Source organism: Cupriavidus sp. WGlv3 (assembly GCF_023952475.1).
Lineage (GTDB): Bacteria > Pseudomonadota > Gammaproteobacteria > Burkholderiales > Burkholderiaceae > Cupriavidus > Cupriavidus phytorum.
The window spans coordinates 251,215-272,234 of sequence record NZ_JALHRX010000002.1 but is presented as its reverse complement, the minus strand read 5'-3'; the positions used below and the strand labels follow the sequence as shown (position 1 = coordinate 272,234).

Here is a 21,020-nt window from a genome sequence, read left to right as displayed (position 1 = left end):
GCTACTCCACCGAGTCCGGCACCTCCTCCTGTTCTTCGCCGAGGAAGCCGCCGCTCTGGTGCCGCCACAGCCGCGCGTAGGTGCCATTCTTCGCCAGCAGTTCGGCGTGCGTGCCCTGCTCGATGATGCGCCCCTGGTCCATCACGATCAGGCGGTCCATGGCGGCGATGGTCGAGAGGCGGTGGGCGATCGCGATCACGGTCTTGCCCTCCATCATTTCGTCGAGGCTTTCCTGGATGGCGGCCTCCACTTCGGAGTCGAGCGCGCTGGTGGCTTCGTCCAGCAGCAGGATGGGGGCGTTCTTGAGCATCACGCGCGCAATCGCGATGCGCTGGCGCTGGCCGCCTGAGAGCTTGACGCCGCGTTCGCCGACGAGCGTGTCGTAGCCGGTGTGGCCATGCTGGTCGCTCAGCTGGCGGATGAAGTCATCGGCCTGGGCGTGCACGGCGGCGTGGTGGATCTCTTCTTCGGTGGCGTTGGGGCGCCCGTAGGCGATGTTGTCGCGGATCGAGCGATGCAGCAGCGAGGTGTCCTGCGTGACCATGCCGATGGCGCTGCGCAGGCTGTCCTGCGTCACCCGGGCGATGTCCTGCCCGTCGATGCGGATGCGGCCGCTGTCCACGTCGTAGAAGCGCAGCAGCAGGTTGATCAGCGTGGACTTGCCCGCGCCGGAGCGGCCCACCAGCCCGATCTTCTCGCCCGGACGCACGGTCAGGCTGAGGCCGTCGAGCACCTGCCGTTCGCCGTTGTAGTTGAAGCGGACCTGGTCGAATTCCACTTCGCCGCGCCGGATCTGCAGCGCCGGCGCGCCCGGTGCGTCCTGCACCTTGGCCACGTGCGTCAGCGTGGCAATGCCATCCTGCACCGTGCCGATGTTCTCGAACAACGAGGCCATCTGCCACATGATCCAGTGCGACATGCCGTTGATGCGCAGCGCCATGGCCGTGACCGCGGCCACCGCGCCGGTGCCGATCTCGGCCCGATGCCACAGCCACAGCGCATAGCCGCCCGCCGCCAGGATCAGCGCCACCACCAGGGCCTGGTTGACGATCTCGAACTGGCTGACGAGACGCATCTGCCGGAACCCGGTTTCCTTGAAATCCTCCATCGCCGCGCGCGCGAAGTGCGCCTCGCGCCGGGTGTGCGAGAACAGCTTGACGGTGGTGATATTGGTGTAGGCGTCGGTGACGCGTCCGGTCATCGACGAGCGCGCATGGGCCTGCTCCTGACCGACCTTGCCCAACCGCGGCACGAAGTACAGCATGGCCAGGCCGAACAGCGCGATCCAGCCGATGAAGGGCAGCATCAGCCGGAAATCGAAGCCGCCCGCCAGCGCGATGATGGTGATGAAGTACACGCCGATGGCGAGCACGATCTCGATAAAGGTGAACAGCACCTCGCGCACGGCCAGCGCGGTCTGCATGACCTTGGTGGTGACGCGCCCGGCGAATTCATCGGAGAAAAAGGACAGGCTTTGCCTGAGCATCAGCCGATGGAAATCCCAGCGCAGCCGTAGCGGCAGGTTGATCGCCAGCACCTGGTGCTGCACCATGGTGCGCAGCGCCACCAGGCCGATGCTGGTCACCAGCACGATGCCGATCCCCCACAGCACGCGTTGCTCCTGTGCCGAAGCGTCCCGGTTACCCTGCCACGCCGCCAGCAGATCCACCACTTGCCCGAGGAAGGAGAACAGCCACGCTTCGTAGATCGACACCCCGGCACTCAGCAGCGCCAGCGCGACGAAGTAGCGGCGGGTGCCGCGGGTGCAGGCCCACAGGAAGGCCGCCAGGCCCTTGGGGGGCGGCGGTGCCTCGTCGGGCGGGAAGGGATCAAGCAGACGTTCGAACGCGCGCAGCACGGGGTCCTCCGAAACGGCAGAAGGCCCGCGATCCAGCCGGCATGCGGACCGGGCGGCCTTCTTCGGTGCGAGGCGCAGATTCTACCCCCGCAAGCTAGGCGGTGCAGGCGCCAGGGCAGGCCTGCGCTACCGTCAGGAAGCCATCTTCATCATGACGAGCCCACTGACGATCAGCCCCGCCGCCAGGATTCTGGCTGCGCTGGCGGGTTCGCCCAGCACGAACAGCCCCACCAGGAACGCACCCACGGCACCGATGCCGGTCCAGATGGTGTAGGCCGTGCCGAGCGGCAGGCTTTTCATGGACAGGGAAAGCAGGGCGAAGCTGGCAATCATGGCCACGATGGTGATGGCCGAGTAGCCGGGGCGCGAAAAGCCCTCGGACAGCTTCATGGAGTACGCCCAAAGGACTTCGAGCACTCCTGCGATGACGAGATATATCCAAGCCATGATGGCTCCTTGATCAAGAGCCGGGCCGTCCCGGACATTCATACCCGGTGCGGGCGAGGTCGTCCTCGAAAAGGGGCGCATTGTACCGGATCGCCGGAACTGCCATGCGCCGTGGCGAGGTGCAGCATGGTATCGTCGGCATGTCATGGTCATGCCATGGGACGTCCAGAAGTCGGGGGAAATAATGAGAATGAGGTCGATGCTGTGGTTCGTCGCGATCGCGTTGTTCTTGCCGCAGTTGGCCCTGGCCAGCGAATTCGGCAGCAAGGGCGGGCCTGAACCTGCCAACCTCGAACAGATCGCGGCACGGCTGCGCGAGGACCCCTATGACCTGGAACTGCTGATCAGCTTCGGCACCTCCAAGGGCGGATCCGCCGGCCATATCGCGCTGGCGCTGCGTGACGATGCGGCGGGTGACGAGGCGGTGTACTCGGCCAACTTCTACGCCGACCGCGACCCCGCGCACGCGAGCGGGCGCTACACCACCGATCTGATGGTCGCCATCCCCAAGCAGGAATATCTGTTCAAGACCGTATCCACGGTCGCCGAGACCGCATCGTTCGGGCTCGACTTCGGCGAGATCTACAAGCGCTCGGTCATCGGGGTGCGGGTCTATGGCGTGCCGGCGGCGGACAAGGCGGCGCTGGCCGCATATTTCCGCCGCATCAACGACGACTATCAACAGCAACGCAGCGACACCGAGTATCACCGCGGCCCGATCCGCTACGACTACCTGCGCCTGAACTGCGCCAAGACCATCGGCGCCGCCTTCAAGTTCGGCGCCGGCTACCGCGACCTGGAGGTGACTAGCGCGACGCTGTTTTCAGGGCAGCGCATGGTGGCGGCAGCCACCGCCAATATCCCGACCGAGATGGCGATGAAGCTGATCCGGGAATGGGGTCGGCGCCACTACGGCATGGACGTGGTGCTGTACAAGAAGTACCGCGGCTCGACCTATGTCGATCCGCAAGAGGAAGAGAAGATCGCCTTCAAGGACCTGCCCGACCGCTTTCCTTCGGTGCTGTCGCTCGACTTCCGCCGCGAAGCCGGCGCCTACCAGGACTATGACAACCTGCTGGCGATGTACCTGCTGTTCCATCTCGGCAAGTACAGTGTGCGGGTCAACGAACAGACCTTGCTGCTGGAAATCGAGAAGTCGAAGGACCCGATGCCCTATGCCGAGGCGCTGCAGGCCGCCGAGCGCGATGCCCGGGCCGACAGCGAAAAATTCCAGCGCCATATCGAATTCCGTCCGAGCGGCGAGGGCGTCAGCGAGGCGCCGGACAATACGCACCTTTACCACTTTACGGAGGATGCGGAGGGGAAGTTGGCGCGCTAGGGTGCCGCCCCTTCAGCCCAGCTCGAGCCCACCCTGCGCCAGCAACTGCCGAAACACAGCCAGCCGCGCATCGCCCGTTTCCGCCAGCCGGTCGCACACATGGAGGTATTCGGACATGTCGCTGTGTCCGCGCAACGCATCCTTGCACTCCCGCTCCGAAATCTCCAGATGGACTCCGGTCAGCAGCGCGCGGCCCTGGCCAACCTGCGCGCTGACGATGGCGGGCGGTGTGCCGGCGATGCCTGCGTAGACAGCCAGCACCTCGGTCCCGGGGCCGGGGGTAGCGGCGAAGTCGAAGCGGCAGCCGCCGTGGTAATGCGTGTAGACCGACAGCGGGACGTCGGTCAGCTTGTCGGTGGTCCGCAGTTCCACCGCGGCCGTGGTGCGCGGGGTGCCGTCATAGAGCTTGCCGCCGGTCAGTTCAGGCAGCGAGCCGACCGCCACCGCATCCACCAGTCGCAGTTCGCGCGGGCCGCAGATGGCGCCGCGGGTGCCGGCATGGAAGGCCAGTTCGCGGCAGGCGTAGTAGGCGCCCGCGCATATCCCCAGGTAGACGCCGCCCCGTTCGACAAACTGCCGGATGCGCGCGTTCGGCGCGCCGTTCAGCAAGGCGCAATAGGGCAGGTCGGCGCCGCCCGGCATGACGAACATCACCGCATCGTCGAACAGCGTGGCGTCGTGCCGTATCTCGCTGGCCATCACCGCGCGGATTTCATAGGCCCCGGCTGGCAGCTGATGGCCGATGGTTCGCATCAGGCATGCGGTCCAGTCCGACGCGCCGGCGTCGACATAGGTAAGGATCTGTGGCTTGGGCATGGCCGCATCCGTGTTTTGTCGTCTCCGACTCTAGCCGTTTGGTATCGAAAACGCCATGCCGTCATCGGCATGAAAGCAAGGCCGAATCAACCTGCTATGCTGAAACAGCCGAAGCCGGCGCTGTCGGCGCCATCCCCGCATGCGGTCAATGCAAATTGCGCCGCGGCGGCACTGGCTCCGATCCCGCAGCTACCGGGTAAAGGAAGGAGGCAGCCATGCGTATCTCGCCTGTTCTGTGCGGTTTTGTCGTGGCGGTGGTGCTTGGGCTTGCCGGTTGCGCAACGCCGGATCGTGCCAAGCCTGCCACGACTTCGTCGTTATACGACCGGCTTGGCGGCATGCCGGCGATTACCGCGGTGGTCGACGACTTTGCCGGCAACCTGGCGACCGACCCGCGCATCCAGGCAAAGTTTGCCAATGCCAATATGCCGCGGCTGAAGACCCGGCTGGTCGAACAGATCTGCGCGGGTACGGGCGGGCCCTGCACCTATTCGGGACGCGATATGAAAACCGCCCATGCCGGCATGGCCATCAGCAATGACGAGTTCGATGCGCTGGTCGATGACCTGGTGAAATCGCTCAACAAGTTCAAGGTGCCGGCGCGCGAGCAGAAGGAATTGCTGGGGATTCTGGGGCCGATGCGCCAGGATATTGTCTCTCGGTAACCTGTCGCGCAAGGGGGCAGCACCGTCGGTCTCAGCCGCGCGCGGCCGCCCGCCATGCCCCCGGTGGCAACCCGAAGCGCCGCGTGAAGCTGCGCGTGAACGTGGTCTGGTCCGGATAGCCTGACATCAGCGCGATCTCGGCCAGCGGCAGCCGCGAGTTCGACAGCCACTGCAGCGCCCGGTCCAGGCGCAGCCGGGTCTGGTAGCGGTGCGGGGTATCGCCGAAGGCCTCGGCGAACAGGGTCTGGAAGCGCCGCACGCTCCAGCCGAAATGCGCGGCCAGTTCCGGCACGCGCAGCGGCGCGGCCAGGCTGGCGCGCAGGTAGGCATCGACGGCCATCAGCGGAAAGACATCGCGGTCGGCGGGCATGCCGAGGCTGTCGGCCAGCGTCGCGGCCAGGGTTGCCGCAAGGTGCCAGTCTGCCTGCGGTGCGCGTGCCGCGAACGCCGTGCGCCCCGCCGCCAGCGCCCGCACCCGGTTGCCAAAGGCGCCGTCCAGCGCGAACGCGCGCGGACGCGCCATCAGCCGCGCGGGCAGCGCCACCGATTGCGCGGGAAAGTCCGCCACCAGTTGCAGGTTCCCCTGGTACCCCATGTAGTCATGATGGCTGCCGGCCGGCACGATCAGGCCGGTGCGGTCGTCGACGCGGTAGAGGTGGCCGTCGAGTTCCAGCTCGGAGGCGCCGGCCAGGCCGAACAGCAGCTGGTGGTAGCCGTGCTGGTGGCTCTCCGGCTGCAGACGGTAGCGTCGGTGCTCGACCAGCGGCGCTGGCCGGGATTCAGCGGGCTTCGGCATGCCGCATCCTGCCACGGGCATGGCACAGCCAGACGCCGGCCCCTGCCACCGCCATGCCCAGCATCTGCACTGCACCGAGGCGCTCGCCGAACAGCAGCCAGGCCTGCAGCGCGGCCAGCGGCGGCGCCAGGAACATCAGCGCCGCGGCATTGGCGGCCTGGCCGCGCCGGACCAGGCTGACCAGCAGCCAGGTGCCGGCCCCGGACAGGCCGATCGCGGCCCAGGCCAGCCCGGCCCACAGCGCCGGCCCGCCGTGCCAGTGCAGCGGCGCGCCGGCTGCCTGGATCGCCACCATCGCGGCGGCGACCAGCATGGCGCCCAGGTTTTGCCACGCCGAGCTGGCGCGCAGGTCACAGGTGGCAATGGCAGTCTTCTGCAACAGGGTTCCCATGGTGATGGAGACAATGGCCAGCACGCCCAGCAGCACGATCCCGGGCGATACCGCGCTGGCCGCGCCGTGCAGGCCGGCCTGCAGGGCGGGGGCGACCACCAGCGCAACGCCGAGCGCACCCAGCGCCAGGCCGTGCCAGGTCCGCCTGGAAGGTAGCTCTTTCAGCAGGGGGATGGCAAGCAGCGCGGTCAGCAGCGGCTGCAGCGCGCCCAGCAGGGCCATGATCGCCGGCGGCAGGCCGCTGGCGACGGCGCCGTAGCCGGCGCACAGGTAGAGGCCCTGCATCAGCGCCCCGGCCAGCAGGTGGCGCGGCGCTTCGCGCAGCGGCGGCCAGGCCGCGCGCGCGGCCAGTGACCAGGCTACGAACATCAGCCCGGCCACGGCAAAGCGGCCCAGCAGGAACAGGCTGGTGTCGGCCAGCGGCACGATCGCCTTGCCGACGATAAAGCCGGTGGACCAGATCAGGACGAAAGCCATGGCGGGCAGCCAGGCGACAGTGGACAGGGGGCGCGACATGCGGTCAGGCGTTTCCGCTCCGGGAGCGGAAAAGGTAGAAAACGGCAAGGCTAGCGAGGCGTGGCGCCGCTGTCTTGGCAAATCCGGCAATCTCGCACTGAAAGCATTGGTAACACTCGTGTGACGTCGTCGCGTCAACCGGACCGGGCTTGCCACGTAACATGGTGATGAGGATCGGACAAAAAGAGGTGAATCACATGGGTCCAGCGCTGCATCCAAGACCACCTGGCCGCGGCCGCGTGGCCGCCTGGCGCGCCGCCGCGGCGCTGGCGCTGGCTGCGTGCCTGGCAGGCTGTGCGCAGCTGCAGGCGGGGCCGGGCCACGGCGACGGCCATGGCGCCGCGGCCGCCGACCTGCGCTGGCTCAATACCGTCACCTACGGCGCCGACCAGGCCTCGCTGGACGCGCTGCGCCGGCTGGGCCGCAAGGACTTCCTCGCACAGCAACTGGCGCTGCCGCTGGCCGATCCGCCCGAGCTGGCGGCCGCCATCGCCGCCTTGCCCAACCTGCGCGACGGCGCCGCGGCGCAGGTCCGGGCCGCCCGCGAGGCGCGCCAGCGCATCGATGCACTGCCTGACGACACCAGCAGGCAGCAGGCGCGCCAGGCGCTCAACATGCAGGGCCGCGAGATCGTGGCCGATGTGGTGCGGCGCCACCTGCTGCGCGCGCTGTATTCGCCGGCGCAGCTGCGCGAGCAGATGACATGGTTCTGGATGAACCATTTCAACGTCTATGCGGGCAAGGGCCAGGTCGGGCTGCTGCTGGCCGATTACGAAGAGCGCGCGATCCGGCCGCATGCGCTGGGCCGCTTCCGCGACCTGCTGATGGCGACGGTGACCGCGCCGGCGATGCTGGTCTATCTCGACAATGCCCAGAGCAGCGCCAACCGCGTCAATGAGAACTACGCGCGCGAGCTGATGGAACTGCATACGCTGGGCGTCTCCGGCGGGCCCAGCGGATCGCGCTATACGCAGCAGGACGTGCAGGAGCTGGCGCGCGTGCTGACCGGCGTGGGCGTGAACCTGCGCGGCACCCCGCCGCCGAGGCTGCCCCCCGCGCGTGCAAGCTTGTACCGCGGCGACGGCTTGTTCGAGTTCAATCCCGCGCGCCACGACTTTGGCGCCAAGCTGCTGCTGGGCCAGCGCATCGAGCCGTCGGGTTTCGACGAAGTGGCGCGCGCGGTGTCGATGCTTGCGCGCGAGCCGGCCACGGCGCGCTTTGTCAGTGCCCGGCTGGCGGCTCACTTCATTTCCGACAACCCGCCGCCCGCGCTGGTCGAGCGCATGACGCAGACCTTCACGCGCACCGACGGCGATCTCGCCGCGGTGCTGCGCACCATGCTGCTGGCGCCCGAACTGGACCGGCAGGCGGGCGCGTCGTCGCGCAAGTTCAAGGACCCGATGGTCTATGTGGTGTCGTCGCTGCGGCTGGCGTATGAAGGCCGGCAGATGGCCAACCTGCGCCCGGTGATGAACTGGCTGAATCAGCTGGGCGAGCCGCTGTATGGCCACGTGGCGCCGGACGGTTACCCGTTGGCGGAAAGCGCGTGGGCCAGTTCGGGGCAGATGGTGCGGCGCTTCGAGATTGCGCGCGCGATCGGCTCGGGGCCGGCGGGATTGTTCGCGGGCGATGGCACCACGCCGCGCGGCGCGCGCTTCCCGACGATCGGCAACAAGCTCTACTACGACGCCATCGAAGCCGCCCTTGGCCCCGCCACGCGCGCCGCGCTGAGCCAGGCCGAGTCGCAGGCGGAATGGAACACCCTGCTGCTGGCCTCGCCCGAATGGATGCAGCGCTGAAGGCAACGGAGAGCACCATGCAACGCCGACAATGGCTCAAGACGATGGGGGGCGCCGCGCTCGGGCTGGCGCTGCCGGCCATCGCCTCGCGCGTCTACGCGCTGCCCGCGCAGGCCGATGCGCGCTTCCTGCTGGTCTTCCTGCGCGGCGGCTATGACGCCGCCAGCGTGCTGGTGCCGGCCGGCAGCGACTACTACTACGCGGCGCGGCCCAATATCGCCATCCGCCGCCCGCCCGCGCCGGGTGCCGACGCCGACCCCAATGCCGCTGTGGCGCTGGCTTCCGCCTTTGGCGCCGACAGCGCCGCGCGCGGCATCGGCGACTGGGCCTTGCACCCGGCCCTGGCCCCGACCCTGCTGCCGTTGTGGCAGCAGGGCCAGCTGGCCTTCGTGCCGTTCGCCGGCACGCACGACCTGTCGCGCAGCCACTTCGAGACCCAGGACGGCATCGAAGCTGGCCTGCCCGGGCATGACGAAAGCCGCCAGGCCACCGCGGCGCTGCGCGGCAGCGGCTTCCTCAACCGGCTGGCCCAGGCCATGGGCGGCCAGGCCGCGCCGGTGGCGTTCACCGACGGACTGCCGCTGGTGCTGTCCGGCCCGCGCGACGTGCCCAATGTCTCGCTCAAGGGCAGCGGCCGCGCCCCGTTCGATGCGCGCCAGGCCAGGCTGCTGGCGCAGATGTATCGCGGCACGCGCTTCGAGTCACTGATCGAAGAGGGCTTCGAGCTGCGCGAGACCGTCGCGCGCCAGGCGCAGGCGGAAGCGCCAAGGGGCGGCATGGCTGGCGCCGGCCCGGCCACGATGGCGTCGCGCCAGCAGGAAATGCAGGCCGCCAGCCGGCGCGCGCTCAGCGCGCGCGGCTTCGAGGTCGAGGCCCGGCGCATGGCGGGGCTGATGCGCGAGCGCTTCAACCTGGGCTTTATCGACGTGGGTGGCTGGGACACCCACGTCAACCAGGGTGCCGCGCAAGGCCAGCTGGCCGGGTTGCTCGACAACCTGGGCCGCGCTTTGTCGGCCTTTGCCGCGGAGATGGGTCCCGCATGGCGCAAGACCACTGTGGTGGTGCTGTCCGAGTTCGGCCGCACCTTCCGCGAGAACGGCACGCGCGGCACCGACCACGGTCACGGCACGGTCTACTGGGTGCTGGGCGGCGCCGTGCGCGGCGGGCGCATCGCCGGCGAGCAGGTTGCGGTGGAAGCGGCCACGCTCAACCAGGATCGGGACTGGCCGGTGCGCAACGAGTACCGGGCGCTGCTGGGCGGGGTGTTCCGCAGGTTGTACGGGCTGGATGCGGCGCGGCTGGCGCAGGTGTTTCCGGGGGTGGCGGGGCGGGATATCGGGTTGGTGTGAATCGCGCTCCGGCAGACGGAACACCTGGTTCAGCGATCACCGTTGGCCGGCCGGGGTGATGATGGTGGGTGCGAGCGGCATGATCGGTGGCGCTGGCGCTGGCGCTGGCGCTGGCGCTGGCGCTGGTGCTGGTGCTGGTGCTGGCGTTGGAGCCGGAGCCGAGGCGGGGGGCAGCGTGGGTGCAGGGGCCGGTTCATTGGCCGGGGGCGGCGCAACCGGCACGCTTCCCGCGGTGACGTCCGCGGGTGGCACCGCCATCACCGTCTCCCCCCGGTCCAGCGCCAGGCTGGATTCATCGTGGTCTGCGTCCGCCATCGCGGCCGAGGCCGCGCCTGCCGGCGGCGCGATCTCGGCTTCCTGCGCCGGCAACGCCGGGCGGCGCGGCGCCGGGCGCGGTGCCGGGGTCTCGCTGGCCTTGTCGCGCGTGAACAGCTGGCTGAACCAGCCGCGCAGCTGCGTGCCGAGCGAGGCGAACACATGCGTTTCCTCGTGCTCCGCAAAACGCGCGCGGCCGTCGATGATGCGCGCGCGCAGGGCGCGCTGGTAGAAATCGCCGACCATCGGCAGCGCGCTGTGCGCGCCCTGGCCCCAGTAGTCGCTGCGCAGCGTGATGCGGCTGTCGTTGAAGCCCACCCAGGCGCCCGCCACCAGTTCCGGATGCATCAGGATGAACCAGCCGTCGGCATTGTCCTGGGTGGTGCCGGTCTTGCCGGCGACGTCGGCGCGGATGCCGAAGCGCGAGCGGATGCCAGCGCCGGTGCCGCGGTCGATCACGTCGCGCATCACGTCGAGCAGGGTTTGCGTGGCGGCGGCGGGCAGCGCGTGCTCGGCGCGCGCGGGGCGGAACACCTGCAGCACATTGCCCTGGCGGTCTTCGATGCGCGTCACCATGGTCGGCGCGATATAGTCGCCGGCATTGGCGATGGTGCCGTAGGCAGCCACCATTTCCTTCAGCGTGACCGGGCTGGTGCCCAGCGCCAGCGACGGCACCACGTCGAGCTCGCTGTCGCGCACGCCCATGTTGCGCGCCAGCCGCGCCACGCGCGCAGGGCCCACTTCCTGCATCAGCTGCGCGGTGATGGTGTTGCGCGAATAGACCAGCCCGTCGCGCAGCGTCATGGCGCGGCCGGTGGGGCGGCCTTCGTCGCTGGGACGCCAGACCTCGCCGCCGGACAGCGCGATTTCCACCGGCTGGTCCACCAGCGTGTCGTCGGGCGTCTTGCCCTCGTCGAAGGCGGCGCCGTAGACGAAGGGCTTGAAGGTCGAGCCCGGCTGGCGCCGCGCCTGCTGCACGTGGTCGAACGCATCCTGGGTGTAGTCGCGGCTGCCGACCCAGGCGCGGATCTCGCCGTTGCGCGGGTCGATGGCCAGGAAGCCGGCCTGGATCCGGGTCTTGTTCTGGTGCAGCGCGCGCAGGAAGGCGCTGTCGGCCATCAGGTGGCGCAGCGCCTCGTCCGGCGCGGTGCCGGCGGCGACCGCGGTGCGGTACTCCGGGGTCTCGCGCACCAGGGCCTGCACCAGCGGCTTGTTGGCGGCCCAGCCAGCGCGCGGCGCCCAGGCGGCGTTGGCCACCGCCTGCAGCCGGTTGCCCTGCTGCACCACGGCCTGCGTGGCCATGGCCTGCAGGCGCGCGTCGATGGTGGTGTGGACCACCAGACCGTCGGCGTAGATGTCATAGCCGTTGCGGTCGGCCCAGCCGATCAGCCATTTGCGCAGCTGCTGCGCAAAGTGCGGTGCGGGGCCGGGCGGCTCGGTCTGGCGCTCGAAGTCGATGCGCAGCGGCCGTTTCTTCAGCTGCTCGTAGCGCGCCGCGTCGAGCTTGCCGCGCTTGACCATCTGCCCCAGCACGGTATTGCGCCGGTCGAGCGCGCGCTCGGGGTTGAGCACCGGGTTGTAGTAGCTGTTGCCCTTGAGCATGCCGATCAGCGTGGCGCTCTGCAGCACATCGAGCGAGCGGGCCGGGCGGTCGAAATAGGTGCGCGCCGCCATCTCGATGCCGAAGGCGTTGTACAGGAACGGCACCGTGTTGAGATAGGTCTCGAGGATCTCGTCCTTGGTGTAGAGCGCCTCGATCTTCAGCGCGGTGATCGCTTCCTTGAGCTTGCGCGTCAGCGTGGGGGCGCGGCCGATCTCGTCGGGATAGAGATTGCGCGCCAGCTGCTGGGTGATGGTGGACCCGCCCTGGCGGTCGCCGGAAAACGTATGCAGCGCGGCCGAGGCGATGCGGCGCCAGTCCAGGCCGTGGTGCTGGTAGAAGCGGTGATCCTCGGTGGAGATCAGCGCTGCCACCACGTGGGGCGAGATCTGCTTGAGCGGCACCCAGTCGCGGTTGGCCCACTTGAACACCGCCAGTTCCTTGCCGTCGGCGGACAGCACCTGGGCCGGCTGCTCGGACTTGGCCTTGCGGATATCGCTGATGCCTGGCGTGAACGGGATCAGCACCAGCACATAAAGCAGCAACGCCGCCGGAAGCGCGGCCAGGCCGAACAGCAGGCCGCGCCGGGTGGGGCGCAGCGTGCCGGGCCGGGTCAGGCCGGCGCGCGCGGTGCGCGCCGCCAGTCGGGACAGGCCATGCCGGACGGGGGCAGGCAGTGAAGCCGGGAACGAGGCAAGCAGCGGGGCAAGCCGGGTCTTGATCTCAGCCAGCTTCATGAGGCGAAGCGGCCGAGGCACAGGCGCGGGGCGGCACGGAACACTGGCATTACCGTCGTCGGAAAAGCCTGCATCCTACCAAAACGTTCCCGCCCGTTACAGGGAAAACCCCCAGCCGGGTGCGATGCGCCACTTCCTGCTGCGAAGCATGGGTCACAAAGCTTTCATATTGCGCCGCCACAATGCCGGGGCCGCCACTTGTGCGGACGACGCGCCGTTGCCGGGTTGCCCGGCTGGCCCCGATCGTCATGACTTGCCATGACTCGCCTTGACGATCGGGCCTTGGGTCCGGTGCGGTGTCGTGCCTCAAACAGAACACAGAGAAACTACAGTGAAGAAAGCTCTCCTTGCAATGACGGCAGCAGCGGCCGCGTCGGCCGCATCCGGGGTGGCGTCGGCCCAGTCCACGTCCAACGTGACGCTCTACGGCATCGTCGACGCCGGCGTCGAAGTGATCAGCAACGTGCCGGGCAGCGGCGGCGCCGAAGGCACGGCCGTGCGCCTGAACTCGGGCAACCTGTCCGGTTCGCGCTGGGGCCTGCGTGGCACCGAAGACCTGGGCGGCGGCCTGAAGGGTATCTTCGTGCTGGAAAGCGGCTTCGACGTCGACACCGGCACCTCGGGCCAGGGCAACCGCCTGTTCGGCCGCCAGGCCTACGTCGGCCTGCAGGGCGGCTGGGGCGCGGTCACGCTGGGCCGCCAGCAGAACGCGCTGTACGACCTGTTCGGTGCCTTCGACCCGATGGGCGTGGGCCCGCGCTACTCGCTCAACAGCGTGGATTCGGCCTTCAACGGCCGCGCCGACAACGCCGTCAAGTACACCGGCAAGTTCGGCGGCCTGACCGCCACCGGCTTCTACAGCTTCGGCCGCGACAACAACGAAATCGCGGGCGAGACCAAGGTCGGGCGCAACTTCGGCGGCGGCCTGTCGTATGCGGCGGGCGGCTTGTCGGTCGGCGCGGCCTATGACCAGTTCCACGGCGGCACGGTGGCGCTGCAGGACCGCGCCGCCAAGCGCGCGGCCGTGGGCGCGGCCTACGCCTTCGGCGGCGCCAAGGTGTTCGCGGGCTACCGCTGGCTGCGCGACGACGGCGTGTCCAGCGCCACCGCGGCCACGACCCGCAGCAATGTCTACTGGGCCGGCGCGCAGTACCGCTTCACCCCGGCGTTCCTGCTGACCGGCGCGGCGTACTACAACGACACGCGCAACAGCGACGCGGATCCGTGGATGTTCGTGCTGTCGGCGGACTACTCGCTGTCCAAGCGCACCGACGTGTATCTGAACGTGGGCTACTCGAAGAACAAGTCGGGCTCGGCGCTGGGCCTGAACGGCGTGGGCACCGTGGTTGCCGGCGAGAACCAGACCGGCGCCACCATCGGCCTGCGTCACCGCTTCTGAGTCTCACCACCTGATGCCCGCCCGGCAGGCGCCCATGCCTGCACGGGCGGGTGCTTGACTCTCATATCGACACCTGCGGCTGGTTTTGCGGGGTTCGTTGGGCCGGTTGCCTTGATCGGCCCTTTTTTCCTTTGGCTGGGTGCTCCGCTGCTCCATCGGCGCCATGACTCCGCAGTCTGCCCGCGGTCCCTACCGATACCCCGCCGCCCCAATAAACTGCCCGAACCGCTCGCACCAGATCACCACCGCCGCATATCGGGACGGATCCACCCCGGCCGGCAAGTCCACGGTGAAATTGCCGAAGGTCTTCAGTTCGCTCACCTGCAGGGACTGGTCCTTGATCCGCAGGAAGGCTTCCTTGTTGTCGACGAACGTTGGCGCCAGGTAGATCCTGTAATCCGGCCCCGGTGCCACGCTGCCTTCGAAGGCGAGCGCGCTGGCCGAGACATGAAGCCGGCCGCTGGCCCAGTGCAGCGCGTCGCTGCCGGCCAGGTCCTTGCGGAAGGTGCCTGAATAGCGCGCCTGTTGCGATATCGCCTGCACCTGTCCGGCGCTGGCGCCAGGCTGCGCCGTCAGGATCGGCAGCACATAGATGCCGGCGGCGAAGCCGACGGCCAGCATGGCGATATGGGTCACGACGAGAATGGCGGGCCGGGCAGGCATGTCTGGCTCCAGGTGGCACGAAGATGCCGATATGTCGGCGCTGGCGCCGGAACCTGACAGCGCCGTCGCATGTTGGCGGCCTTGGCACATTCGCAACGGTTTCACCAATCCAACACATGGAAGTGGTTATGATCTGGTAGTTGCCCTGTCGAGAAGCTGCCTATGACCCTCCACGTCACGATCCGCACCATCCGTACCGGCACCATGCAATCCGCGCGCTACCAGGCGCGCGTCTACCTGACCACCGATGCCGAGGCCCTGCCGTTGCTGGCAACGGATTGGAGCGAGCGCGAGGCCGAAGCCTTCCGTACCGCACAGTTCTGGGCGCAGCGCCACGCTTATGTGGTGTCTAATCCACGCGCAGGAACGTTCTACGGCGTATCGGGCCGGCGCTGAAGCCGGCCAGCGCATCCCTATCTGACTTGCGTCCCGGACGCTGCCGGCGGCCGAGCGGGCCTTGCCGAGCCCGGCGCGGCGCCGGCCGGACCCATGGCGTCCAGCGCCTTGGCCGCCGCCAGATGCTGCGGAATCATCAGGCCCTGGCGCGCCGTGGCCACGGCGATCTGTCCGCCCTGGGCGCTGCCGCGCGCGACCAGGTCCCGTCCGTTGCGGTAGACCAGCCGCGTCAGGTCGCCAACCTCGGCGTCGGACAGGTCCGGTCCGGTCACCAGCACGGCCGCGGTGGCGATGGTGCGCACCGGTGCGCTCAGGCCGGGATAGGTGCCTGGCGCAATCGATGCGCGGAAATAGCCCGCCTTGCGGCCCACCAGCGCGGCGATGGCCTTTTCATCGAGCGGCAGCAGCCGCAGCGGCATTTCCGCGAGCGCATCGCGGATGCTGTCGGCAGGCACGCCGATCACCTGGATCACGGCGTCGACCTGGTTCTGGCGCAGCGCCACCAGGCCGGTGCCCAGCCCCACTTCCTCGGCCTTGAAGTCCTTGTCCGCCAGCCCGTGCGCGGCCAGCACGCGCAGCGCGGTGCCGCGCGAGGCCGAGCCGCGCTCGCCTACCGCGATGCGCTTGCCGCGCAGGTCCGACACCGAGCGCGCGGGATCGCCTTCGCGCACCAGCACGTGCACGGGCTCCGGATAGAGGCTGCCGATGGCGCGCAGCGACGCCTGCGGGCCGTCGTCGGCGAAGGCGTCCTTGCCCTCGTAGGCATCCAGCGCGGCATCGCCCTGCGCCAGTGCCACCGAGACCTTGCCCGCGCGCAGCAGGCGCAGGTTCTCTTCGCCGCCGTGCGTGACCAGCGGCATCGCGCGCACGCGCGTGCCGGCCACCAGCGCCTGCGCAAAGCGCAAGTACTGGCCGTGCTCGGCACCGGCGGCGATGGCATAGCCTTCGTTGACCCGCGCCAGCCGCGCGCGGATATTGGCGTGCGCGGTGGTCAGCTCCTGCTCGATCACCGCGCGCTGCGCCGGCGAGGCATCTTTCTGCACCGAGTCGATCACCTTGCGCATCGCGTCAAGGATCGCCGCTGGGCCGGTCTGGGCATTGGTGGCGACGGCCGGGGCCTCGGCGGGGCGGTAGCCGGCCGGCAGCACGCCGACCCAGCGCTCGCCGTCGCGCCGGTACAGCGCGGTGCCGTGGGCGCGGATGACGTCGCCGGCCTTGTTGCCGCCGCTGGTGATGCCGGTGATGCCCCGCGGGCCCGCGCCCAGCGCCGACACCAGGCCGGCCACGCCGGGCGAATCCCAGGCGCCGAAGTCATAGTCGCGCAGCAGCTTCAGTCGCGCGTCGAAATAGACGATGCGGCGGATCTCGCCGGCCGGGGCCTTGGTGTCGGCCTGCGAGCCGCGGCGCTCCAGCTCCACTACCTGCACCGTGCCCGGCGGCAGCGCCAGCGCCAGCCGTTCTTCGACGCCGGCGCGGATGCCGTCGCCGGACGGGCCGCCGCCGCATCCCGCCAGCCAGACGCTGGCCAGCACGGCGAACAGCAGGGTCAGCAAGGCGCGGCGCCGCATCTCAGCCCCCATCTCAGCCTCCGATCAGCGGCAGCGCCAGCATCATGGTGAGCACGAACGCGTTCATCAGGTCGACGAAGAACGCGCCGGCCAGCGGCGTGATCAGGTAGCTGGTCGGCGCCGGGCCGTAGCGCGCGGTGATGGCGCGCATATTGGCCATGGCGGTGGCGGTCGAGCCCATGTTGAAGCCGATGAACGAGGCGGAGCTGACCGCAGCCTCGTAGTCGCGCCCCATGAAGCGGAAGCACACCAGCACCACGTAGAGGACGATGAACACCACCTGCATCGCGATGATCAGCAGGAACGGACCGGCGGACAGCGCCACGTCGGCCAGGTCCAGCGCCATCATCGTCATCACCAGGAACAGCGACAGGCAGACATTGGTGATCAGGTCGGTGGCACGGTCGTCGAAGCGCATGCCGGCAAAGGGCAGCAGGTTGCGGATGGCGATGCCGAGCATCATGCACCAGAGGAAGCCCGGGATGGTGATGGCGCCGGTTGGCATCTGCGCGGCGATCCAGCGCCCGCCGATCACCGCGGCCAGGATGCCGGCCAGTGACGCCAGCGCGCCCACGGTGGTGACGGGCGAGGCCGCCGCCGCTTCCTCCTCGGTGTCGCCGGCCTCGCGCGCGGTCGAGCGCAGCCGGTAGCGCGAGATCAGGTATTGCGCCACCGGTCCGCCGATGATGCCGCCGACGATCAGGCCGACCGTGGCCACCGTCATCGACAGGTCCATCACCGCCTGCAGGTTGTTGACCTCGGCAAAGCGCTCGGCATAGGCCGCGCCGGTGCCGTGCCCGCCCACCAGCGTGATGGAGCCGCTCACCAGGCCGAAGATCGGATGCAGGTCCAGCACCCGCGCCATGGCCACTCCCACCACGTTCTGCACCACGATATAAGGCAGCAGGATGACCAGGAAGATCACCAGCGCCTTGCCGCCGCGCCGGAGCATGCGCAGGTCGGCGCAGAGGCCGACGCCCCCGAAGAACATCAGCAGAAGCACCGGCTTCATGCCGGGATCGATCACCACGCGGAAGTTCACCGCCGCCATCGCCGTCGACGCGACGATCGCGAACAGCAGGCCGCCGGTGACGGGATCGGGAATGTTGTAGCGCGACAGCATGCCGACGCTGCGGTTGACCAGCGTACCGATCAGCAGCACCACCACGGCAGTCAGCAATGAGGCCAGCAGGTCAAGGTTCATCGGGGGCGTCCTGACGCGTAGCATGCATCACTACGGGTTGTAGACGGACGCCGGGGAGAAGGCAAGGAAAGGATGGGCGGCAGAGGGCAGCAAACCGGCAGGAGCGCGCACAGCTCAACGCGCCCGCAACGCCTCCACAATATTCATCCGCGCCGCCCGCACCGCCGGCAGGAAGCCCCCGACCAGCCCCATCGCCATCGAGAACGCCAGCGTTTGCAGCGCAATCGCCGGGGTCAGGATAAAGCGGAACGACAGGTCGGCGAAGGTCTGGAAGTTGGTGGTCGAGAACGACGCAAACTGCATCAGCGCCGCGCAGGCCAGCCCTGCGGCGCCGCCGACCAGGCCCAGCAGCGCCGCTTCGGCCAGGAACGCGGCCAGCACGCTGGCGCGCTGGAATCCGAGCGCGCGCAGCGTGCCGATCTCCGCCACGCGGTTGGCCACCGAGGCGTACATGGTGATCATGGCGCCGATCATCGCCGCGATCGAGAAGATGGTGGACAGCGTAAAGCCCAGGATATTGATAAAGCCGGACAGGGCCTTGGACTGGTCGCTGTAGAAGGCCTGCTCGCGCTTGGCCTCGTCGGCGAGGCGCGGATCGACGTCGAGATCGGCGCGAAAGCGCTCGAACAGCGCGGAATCGGCCAGCCTGACCACCATCGACGAATACGCATTGCGCCGGAACGATTGCATCAATTGGTCGACGTCGCCCCAGATCTCGGAGTCGAAGCCGCTGCCGCCGGCGTCGAAGTGGCCGACCACGGTCCAGTCGCGTTGCGCAAAGCGCAGGTGCTCGCCGATCTGCACGCCGGCAAAGCCGCCGGCGATGCTGCTGCCGACGATGATCTCGGACGAGCCCGGCCGGAACATGCGCCCGGCCACCAGCCGCACCTGCGGACGCAGGTCCATGCCCGCCGGCGAGATGCCGCGGATCACCACATTGGACGGCTGGCCGGTGCTGGCCTTGGTCAGCGAGATCAGCACCACGGCCTCGCGCGACGCCAGCGGCCGGCCGGCGCCGCTCATGGCCACGGCCGGGTGCATCTCGATGATGCTCGCCTGGTCGCGGTTGACCGCGCTCTGGATCTCGGTCTCGGCGCCCTTGCGGATCACCACCACGTTGTCGTGCTCGCCGGTGGTGACCAGGGTCTTCTTCAGCCCGGCATCGAGCATCAGCATGGTGGCGAAGACGAACACCACCAGCCCCAGGCCGGCAGCGGTCAGCGCAGTGGTCAGGCGCCGGGCCCAGAGATTGCGCGCGATGTACGAGAGCGGGATTGCCATGGCAGCCTCCGTCGCGCTAGCCGATGGCCCGCAGGCCCTCGACGATGCGCACGCGCGCCGCCTGCAGCGCCGGCACGATGCCGGCAAAGATGCCCACCGCCAGTGCGCACGCCGCCTGCAACTGCATGGTCTGCGGCGACACCGTGAACACCGGGAACACGCCGCCCACCGCCTGCTTGAAGGCAGTGGCCACCGGCGGCGTGGCCAGCATGCCGAGCGCGCCGCCGGCGACGCACAAGGCCAGCGATTCGCCGAACACCAGCAGCGCCAGGAAGCCGGGGCCGAAGCCCAGCGCCTTGAGCGTGGCGTATTCCACGGTGCGCTCGCGCGCGCTCATCGCCATGGCGTTGGCCATCACCGCCATGATGATCACGATCACCACGTAGGAGACCACGCGGATCGCCGCGATGATCTGGTTGGACATGGCGACAAAGCCCAGCTGGAAGGCCTGCTCGGTTTCGGTCAGGGTTTCGGCCAGGGAATTGCGGAACACGCCGTCGACCTGGCGCGAGATCGCGGCGGTGTTGTCGGGGTTGCCGACGCCCAATATATAGACGCCGACCTGGTCGGCCTGGCGCGGGGTGCGCTTGCGCACGGTCTCGTTCAGATATTCCCAGTGGAACACCATCTGGCGCGTGATGGTGCTCTCGTCGCGCCCGTCCATGATGCCGCGCACCACGAATTCCCAGGTGCCGGGGTAGATGGTGCCCTTGATCGGGATCACGTCGCCGACCTTGAAGCCGAACTGGTCGGCGAGCTGGCGTCCCACCAGTGCGCCCTTGCGGTCGCGCTGGTAGTCGGCGCGCTGCGCGTCCGGCACGATGAATTCGGGATAAAGGTCGAGGTAGTTGTCGGAGACCGCGAACTGCGCGAAGAAGTTCTTGGGATCGCGATAGACTCCGCCGAACCAGTTGGAGCGCGCCACCATGGTTACGCCGTCGATCCCTTTGATGCGGCTTTCGTAGCTGAGCGGCAGCGGAAACACCAGCGAGATCGCATTGCGCGTCACCAGCCGCGCGCTGGAGGCGGCCGAGGCGCCGGCATACCAGGCATCGATCACGGTCTGCAGCAGCCCGAACGCCAGCACCGCGATCACCAGCCCGAACACCGTCAGCGTGGTGCGCAGCTTGTGCCGCAGCGCATTGCGGGCGATCAGCTTGAGCGCGTACATGGTGAATGGAGGCTACGCCGGCTCGCCACGGATCAGTTCCCCCTTCTCCAGGTGCACCAGCGAGCCGGCCGCGGCGGCGGCGTGCGCGTCGTGCGTGACCATGATGATGGTCTTGCCGGCATCGGCGTTGAGCCGCTGCATCATCGCCAGGATCTCGGCCGCCGAGGTGCGGTCGAGGTCGCCGGTGGGCTCGTCGGCGACGATCAGCGCGGGGTCGGTGATCAGCGCGCGCGCGATCGCCACGCGCTGCTGCTGGCCGCCCGACAGCTCCGACGGATAGTGGCTCATGCGGTCGGCCAGGTTGACCATGTCCAGCACCAGTTCCACGCGCGCGCGCCGCTCCGCGCGCGGCAGGCGCGTCAGCATCAGCGGCAGTTCGACGTTCTCGAACGCGGTCAGCACCGGCATCAGGTTGTAGAACTGGAAGATAAAGCCGACATTGGCGGCGCGCCAGTCGGCCAGCGCCGCTTCCGGCAGTTGCGTGATGTCCAGCCCGGCGACGCGCAGCGTGCCGCGGTCGGGCCGGTCGATGCCGGCAATCAGGTTCAGCAGCGTGCTCTTGCCCGAGCCCGAGGGGCCCATCAGCGCGACGAAATCGCCTTCGCCGATCTCCAGCGAGATGTCGGTCAGCACCGGCACGGTCTGCACGCCGCGCCGGTACGACTTGGCGACGTGGTCGATCTGCACCAGCGGCGCGGCGCTCATGCGGC

Annotated in this window: 18 protein-coding genes; 6 read left to right on the top strand and 12 right to left on the bottom strand. The window is 68.9% G+C overall.

Going from position 1 to position 21,020, the window contains the following annotated elements; all coding sequences use genetic code 11:
- Nucleotide 1: 1 nt before the first annotated feature.
- Entirely contained in the window at nucleotides 2-1,858 is a 1,857-nt protein-coding gene (locus tag MKD38_RS04650; protein WP_252674876.1) for an ABC transporter ATP-binding protein, read from the bottom strand.
- 132 nt (nucleotides 1,859-1,990) lie between these two features.
- A complete protein-coding gene (locus MKD38_RS04645) occupies nucleotides 1,991-2,305 on the bottom strand; it encodes a DMT family transporter (protein ID WP_116296858.1) in 315 nt (104 codons plus the stop codon).
- Between the two features lie 190 nt (nucleotides 2,306-2,495).
- On the opposite strand from MKD38_RS04645, the gene MKD38_RS04640 reads away from it, so the two are divergent.
- Complete coding sequence (locus tag MKD38_RS04640) at nucleotides 2,496-3,644, top strand: hypothetical protein (RefSeq protein ID WP_252674875.1); 1,149 nt, start codon at nucleotides 2,496-2,498, stop codon at nucleotides 3,642-3,644.
- A 12-nt stretch (nucleotides 3,645-3,656) separates the two neighbouring features.
- On the opposite strand, the gene MKD38_RS04635 is transcribed toward MKD38_RS04640, so the two are convergent.
- A complete protein-coding gene (locus MKD38_RS04635; RefSeq protein WP_252674874.1) occupies nucleotides 3,657-4,460 on the bottom strand; it encodes a BPL-N domain-containing protein in 804 nt (267 codons plus the stop codon).
- 215 nt (nucleotides 4,461-4,675) lie between these two features.
- Here MKD38_RS04635 and MKD38_RS04630 point away from each other — a divergent pair, with 215 nt between their 5' ends.
- A complete protein-coding gene (locus MKD38_RS04630; protein WP_252674873.1) occupies nucleotides 4,676-5,125 on the top strand; it encodes a group I truncated hemoglobin in 450 nt (149 codons plus the stop codon).
- Nucleotides 5,126-5,156: 31 nt separating this feature from the next.
- Here the strand turns inward: MKD38_RS04630 and MKD38_RS04625 are convergent, their stop codons facing one another.
- On the bottom strand, nucleotides 5,157-5,921 hold the full coding sequence (locus MKD38_RS04625) for a helix-turn-helix transcriptional regulator (RefSeq protein ID WP_252674872.1): 765 nt from the start codon (nucleotides 5,919-5,921) through the stop codon (nucleotides 5,157-5,159).
- A complete protein-coding gene (locus MKD38_RS04620; RefSeq protein WP_252674871.1) occupies nucleotides 5,905-6,828 on the bottom strand; it encodes a DMT family transporter in 924 nt (307 codons plus the stop codon). Before MKD38_RS04620 ends, MKD38_RS04625 begins: the two co-directional genes overlap by 17 nt.
- Before the next feature lie 197 nt (nucleotides 6,829-7,025).
- Here MKD38_RS04620 and MKD38_RS04615 point away from each other — a divergent pair, with 197 nt between their 5' ends.
- Nucleotides 7,026-8,627 (top strand): DUF1800 domain-containing protein, encoded by a 1,602-nt coding sequence (locus MKD38_RS04615; RefSeq protein WP_252674870.1) that lies wholly within the window; start codon nucleotides 7,026-7,028, stop codon nucleotides 8,625-8,627.
- A gap of 17 nt (nucleotides 8,628-8,644) precedes the next feature.
- A complete protein-coding gene (locus MKD38_RS04610; RefSeq protein ID WP_252674869.1) occupies nucleotides 8,645-9,976 on the top strand; it encodes a DUF1501 domain-containing protein in 1,332 nt (443 codons plus the stop codon).
- 36 nt (nucleotides 9,977-10,012) lie between these two features.
- On the opposite strand, the gene MKD38_RS04605 is transcribed toward MKD38_RS04610, so the two are convergent.
- A complete protein-coding gene (locus tag MKD38_RS04605; protein WP_252674868.1) occupies nucleotides 10,013-12,628 on the bottom strand; it encodes a penicillin-binding protein 1A in 2,616 nt (871 codons plus the stop codon).
- 331 nt (nucleotides 12,629-12,959) lie between these two features.
- On the opposite strand from MKD38_RS04605, the gene MKD38_RS04600 reads away from it, so the two are divergent.
- Nucleotides 12,960-14,027, top strand: coding sequence for a porin (locus MKD38_RS04600; protein ID WP_252674867.1), 1,068 nt, complete (start codon nucleotides 12,960-12,962; stop codon nucleotides 14,025-14,027).
- 189 nt (nucleotides 14,028-14,216) lie between these two features.
- On the opposite strand, the gene MKD38_RS04595 is transcribed toward MKD38_RS04600, so the two are convergent.
- The gene (locus MKD38_RS04595; RefSeq protein ID WP_252674866.1) at nucleotides 14,217-14,690 is read right to left on the bottom strand and encodes a DM13 domain-containing protein; all 474 of its coding nucleotides are present in this window, start codon (nucleotides 14,688-14,690) and stop codon (nucleotides 14,217-14,219) included.
- Nucleotides 14,691-14,852: 162 nt separating this feature from the next.
- Between MKD38_RS04595 and MKD38_RS04590 the strand changes: the two genes are divergently transcribed.
- On the top strand, nucleotides 14,853-15,086 hold the full coding sequence (locus MKD38_RS04590) for a hypothetical protein (protein ID WP_062803537.1): 234 nt from the start codon (nucleotides 14,853-14,855) through the stop codon (nucleotides 15,084-15,086).
- A 17-nt stretch (nucleotides 15,087-15,103) separates the two neighbouring features.
- On the opposite strand, the gene MKD38_RS04585 is transcribed toward MKD38_RS04590, so the two are convergent.
- The 5 genes from MKD38_RS04585 to MKD38_RS04565 form a co-directional block, all read right to left on the bottom strand.
- Nucleotides 15,104-16,666: a TAXI family TRAP transporter solute-binding subunit gene (locus MKD38_RS04585; RefSeq protein WP_252674865.1), complete on the bottom strand. Its 1,563-nt coding sequence runs from the start codon at nucleotides 16,664-16,666 to the stop codon at nucleotides 15,104-15,106.
- Nucleotide 16,667: 1 nt separating this feature from the next.
- Nucleotides 16,668-17,858, bottom strand: coding sequence for a sodium/glutamate symporter (gene gltS / locus MKD38_RS04580; RefSeq protein ID WP_252674864.1), 1,191 nt, complete (start codon nucleotides 17,856-17,858; stop codon nucleotides 16,668-16,670).
- Nucleotides 17,859-17,972: 114 nt separating this feature from the next.
- A complete protein-coding gene (locus MKD38_RS04575; protein ID WP_252674863.1) occupies nucleotides 17,973-19,139 on the bottom strand; it encodes an ABC transporter permease in 1,167 nt (388 codons plus the stop codon).
- Nucleotides 19,140-19,155: 16 nt separating this feature from the next.
- On the bottom strand, nucleotides 19,156-20,310 hold the full coding sequence (locus MKD38_RS04570; protein ID WP_111516808.1) for an ABC transporter permease: 1,155 nt from the start codon (nucleotides 20,308-20,310) through the stop codon (nucleotides 19,156-19,158).
- A 12-nt stretch (nucleotides 20,311-20,322) separates the two neighbouring features.
- Nucleotides 20,323-21,015, bottom strand: a complete 693-nt coding sequence (locus MKD38_RS04565) for an ABC transporter ATP-binding protein (protein ID WP_092311041.1) — start codon at nucleotides 21,013-21,015, stop codon at nucleotides 20,323-20,325.
- Nucleotides 21,016-21,020: the final 5 nt, after the last annotated feature.

Excerpts from the sequence above, each read along its gene's own strand:
- MKD38_RS04645 (WP_116296858.1), bottom strand. The coding sequence starts at position 2,305 with ATGGCTTGGATATATCTCGTCATCGCAGGAGTGCTCGAAGTCCTTTGG.
- MKD38_RS04640 (WP_252674875.1), top strand. The coding sequence starts at position 2,496 with ATGAGGTCGATGCTGTGGTTCGTCGCGATCGCGTTGTTCTTGCCGCAG.
- MKD38_RS04635 (WP_252674874.1), bottom strand. The coding sequence starts at position 4,460 with ATGCCCAAGCCACAGATCCTTACCTATGTCGACGCCGGCGCGTCGGAC.
- MKD38_RS04630 (WP_252674873.1), top strand. The coding sequence starts at position 4,676 with ATGCGTATCTCGCCTGTTCTGTGCGGTTTTGTCGTGGCGGTGGTGCTT.
- MKD38_RS04625 (WP_252674872.1), bottom strand. The coding sequence starts at position 5,921 with ATGCCGAAGCCCGCTGAATCCCGGCCAGCGCCGCTGGTCGAGCACCGA.
- MKD38_RS04620 (WP_252674871.1), bottom strand. The coding sequence starts at position 6,828 with ATGTCGCGCCCCCTGTCCACTGTCGCCTGGCTGCCCGCCATGGCTTTC.
- MKD38_RS04615 (WP_252674870.1), top strand. The coding sequence starts at position 7,026 with ATGGGTCCAGCGCTGCATCCAAGACCACCTGGCCGCGGCCGCGTGGCC.
- MKD38_RS04610 (WP_252674869.1), top strand. The coding sequence starts at position 8,645 with ATGCAACGCCGACAATGGCTCAAGACGATGGGGGGCGCCGCGCTCGGG.
- MKD38_RS04605 (WP_252674868.1), bottom strand. The coding sequence starts at position 12,628 with ATGAAGCTGGCTGAGATCAAGACCCGGCTTGCCCCGCTGCTTGCCTCG.
- MKD38_RS04595 (WP_252674866.1), bottom strand. The coding sequence starts at position 14,690 with ATGCCTGCCCGGCCCGCCATTCTCGTCGTGACCCATATCGCCATGCTG.
- MKD38_RS04590 (WP_062803537.1), top strand. The coding sequence starts at position 14,853 with ATGACCCTCCACGTCACGATCCGCACCATCCGTACCGGCACCATGCAA.
- MKD38_RS04585 (WP_252674865.1), bottom strand. The coding sequence starts at position 16,666 with ATGGGGGCTGAGATGCGGCGCCGCGCCTTGCTGACCCTGCTGTTCGCC.
- gltS (WP_252674864.1), bottom strand. The coding sequence starts at position 17,858 with ATGAACCTTGACCTGCTGGCCTCATTGCTGACTGCCGTGGTGGTGCTG.
- MKD38_RS04575 (WP_252674863.1), bottom strand. The coding sequence starts at position 19,139 with ATGGCAATCCCGCTCTCGTACATCGCGCGCAATCTCTGGGCCCGGCGC.
- MKD38_RS04570 (WP_111516808.1), bottom strand. The coding sequence starts at position 20,310 with ATGTACGCGCTCAAGCTGATCGCCCGCAATGCGCTGCGGCACAAGCTG.
- MKD38_RS04565 (WP_092311041.1), bottom strand. The coding sequence starts at position 21,015 with ATGAGCGCCGCGCCGCTGGTGCAGATCGACCACGTCGCCAAGTCGTAC.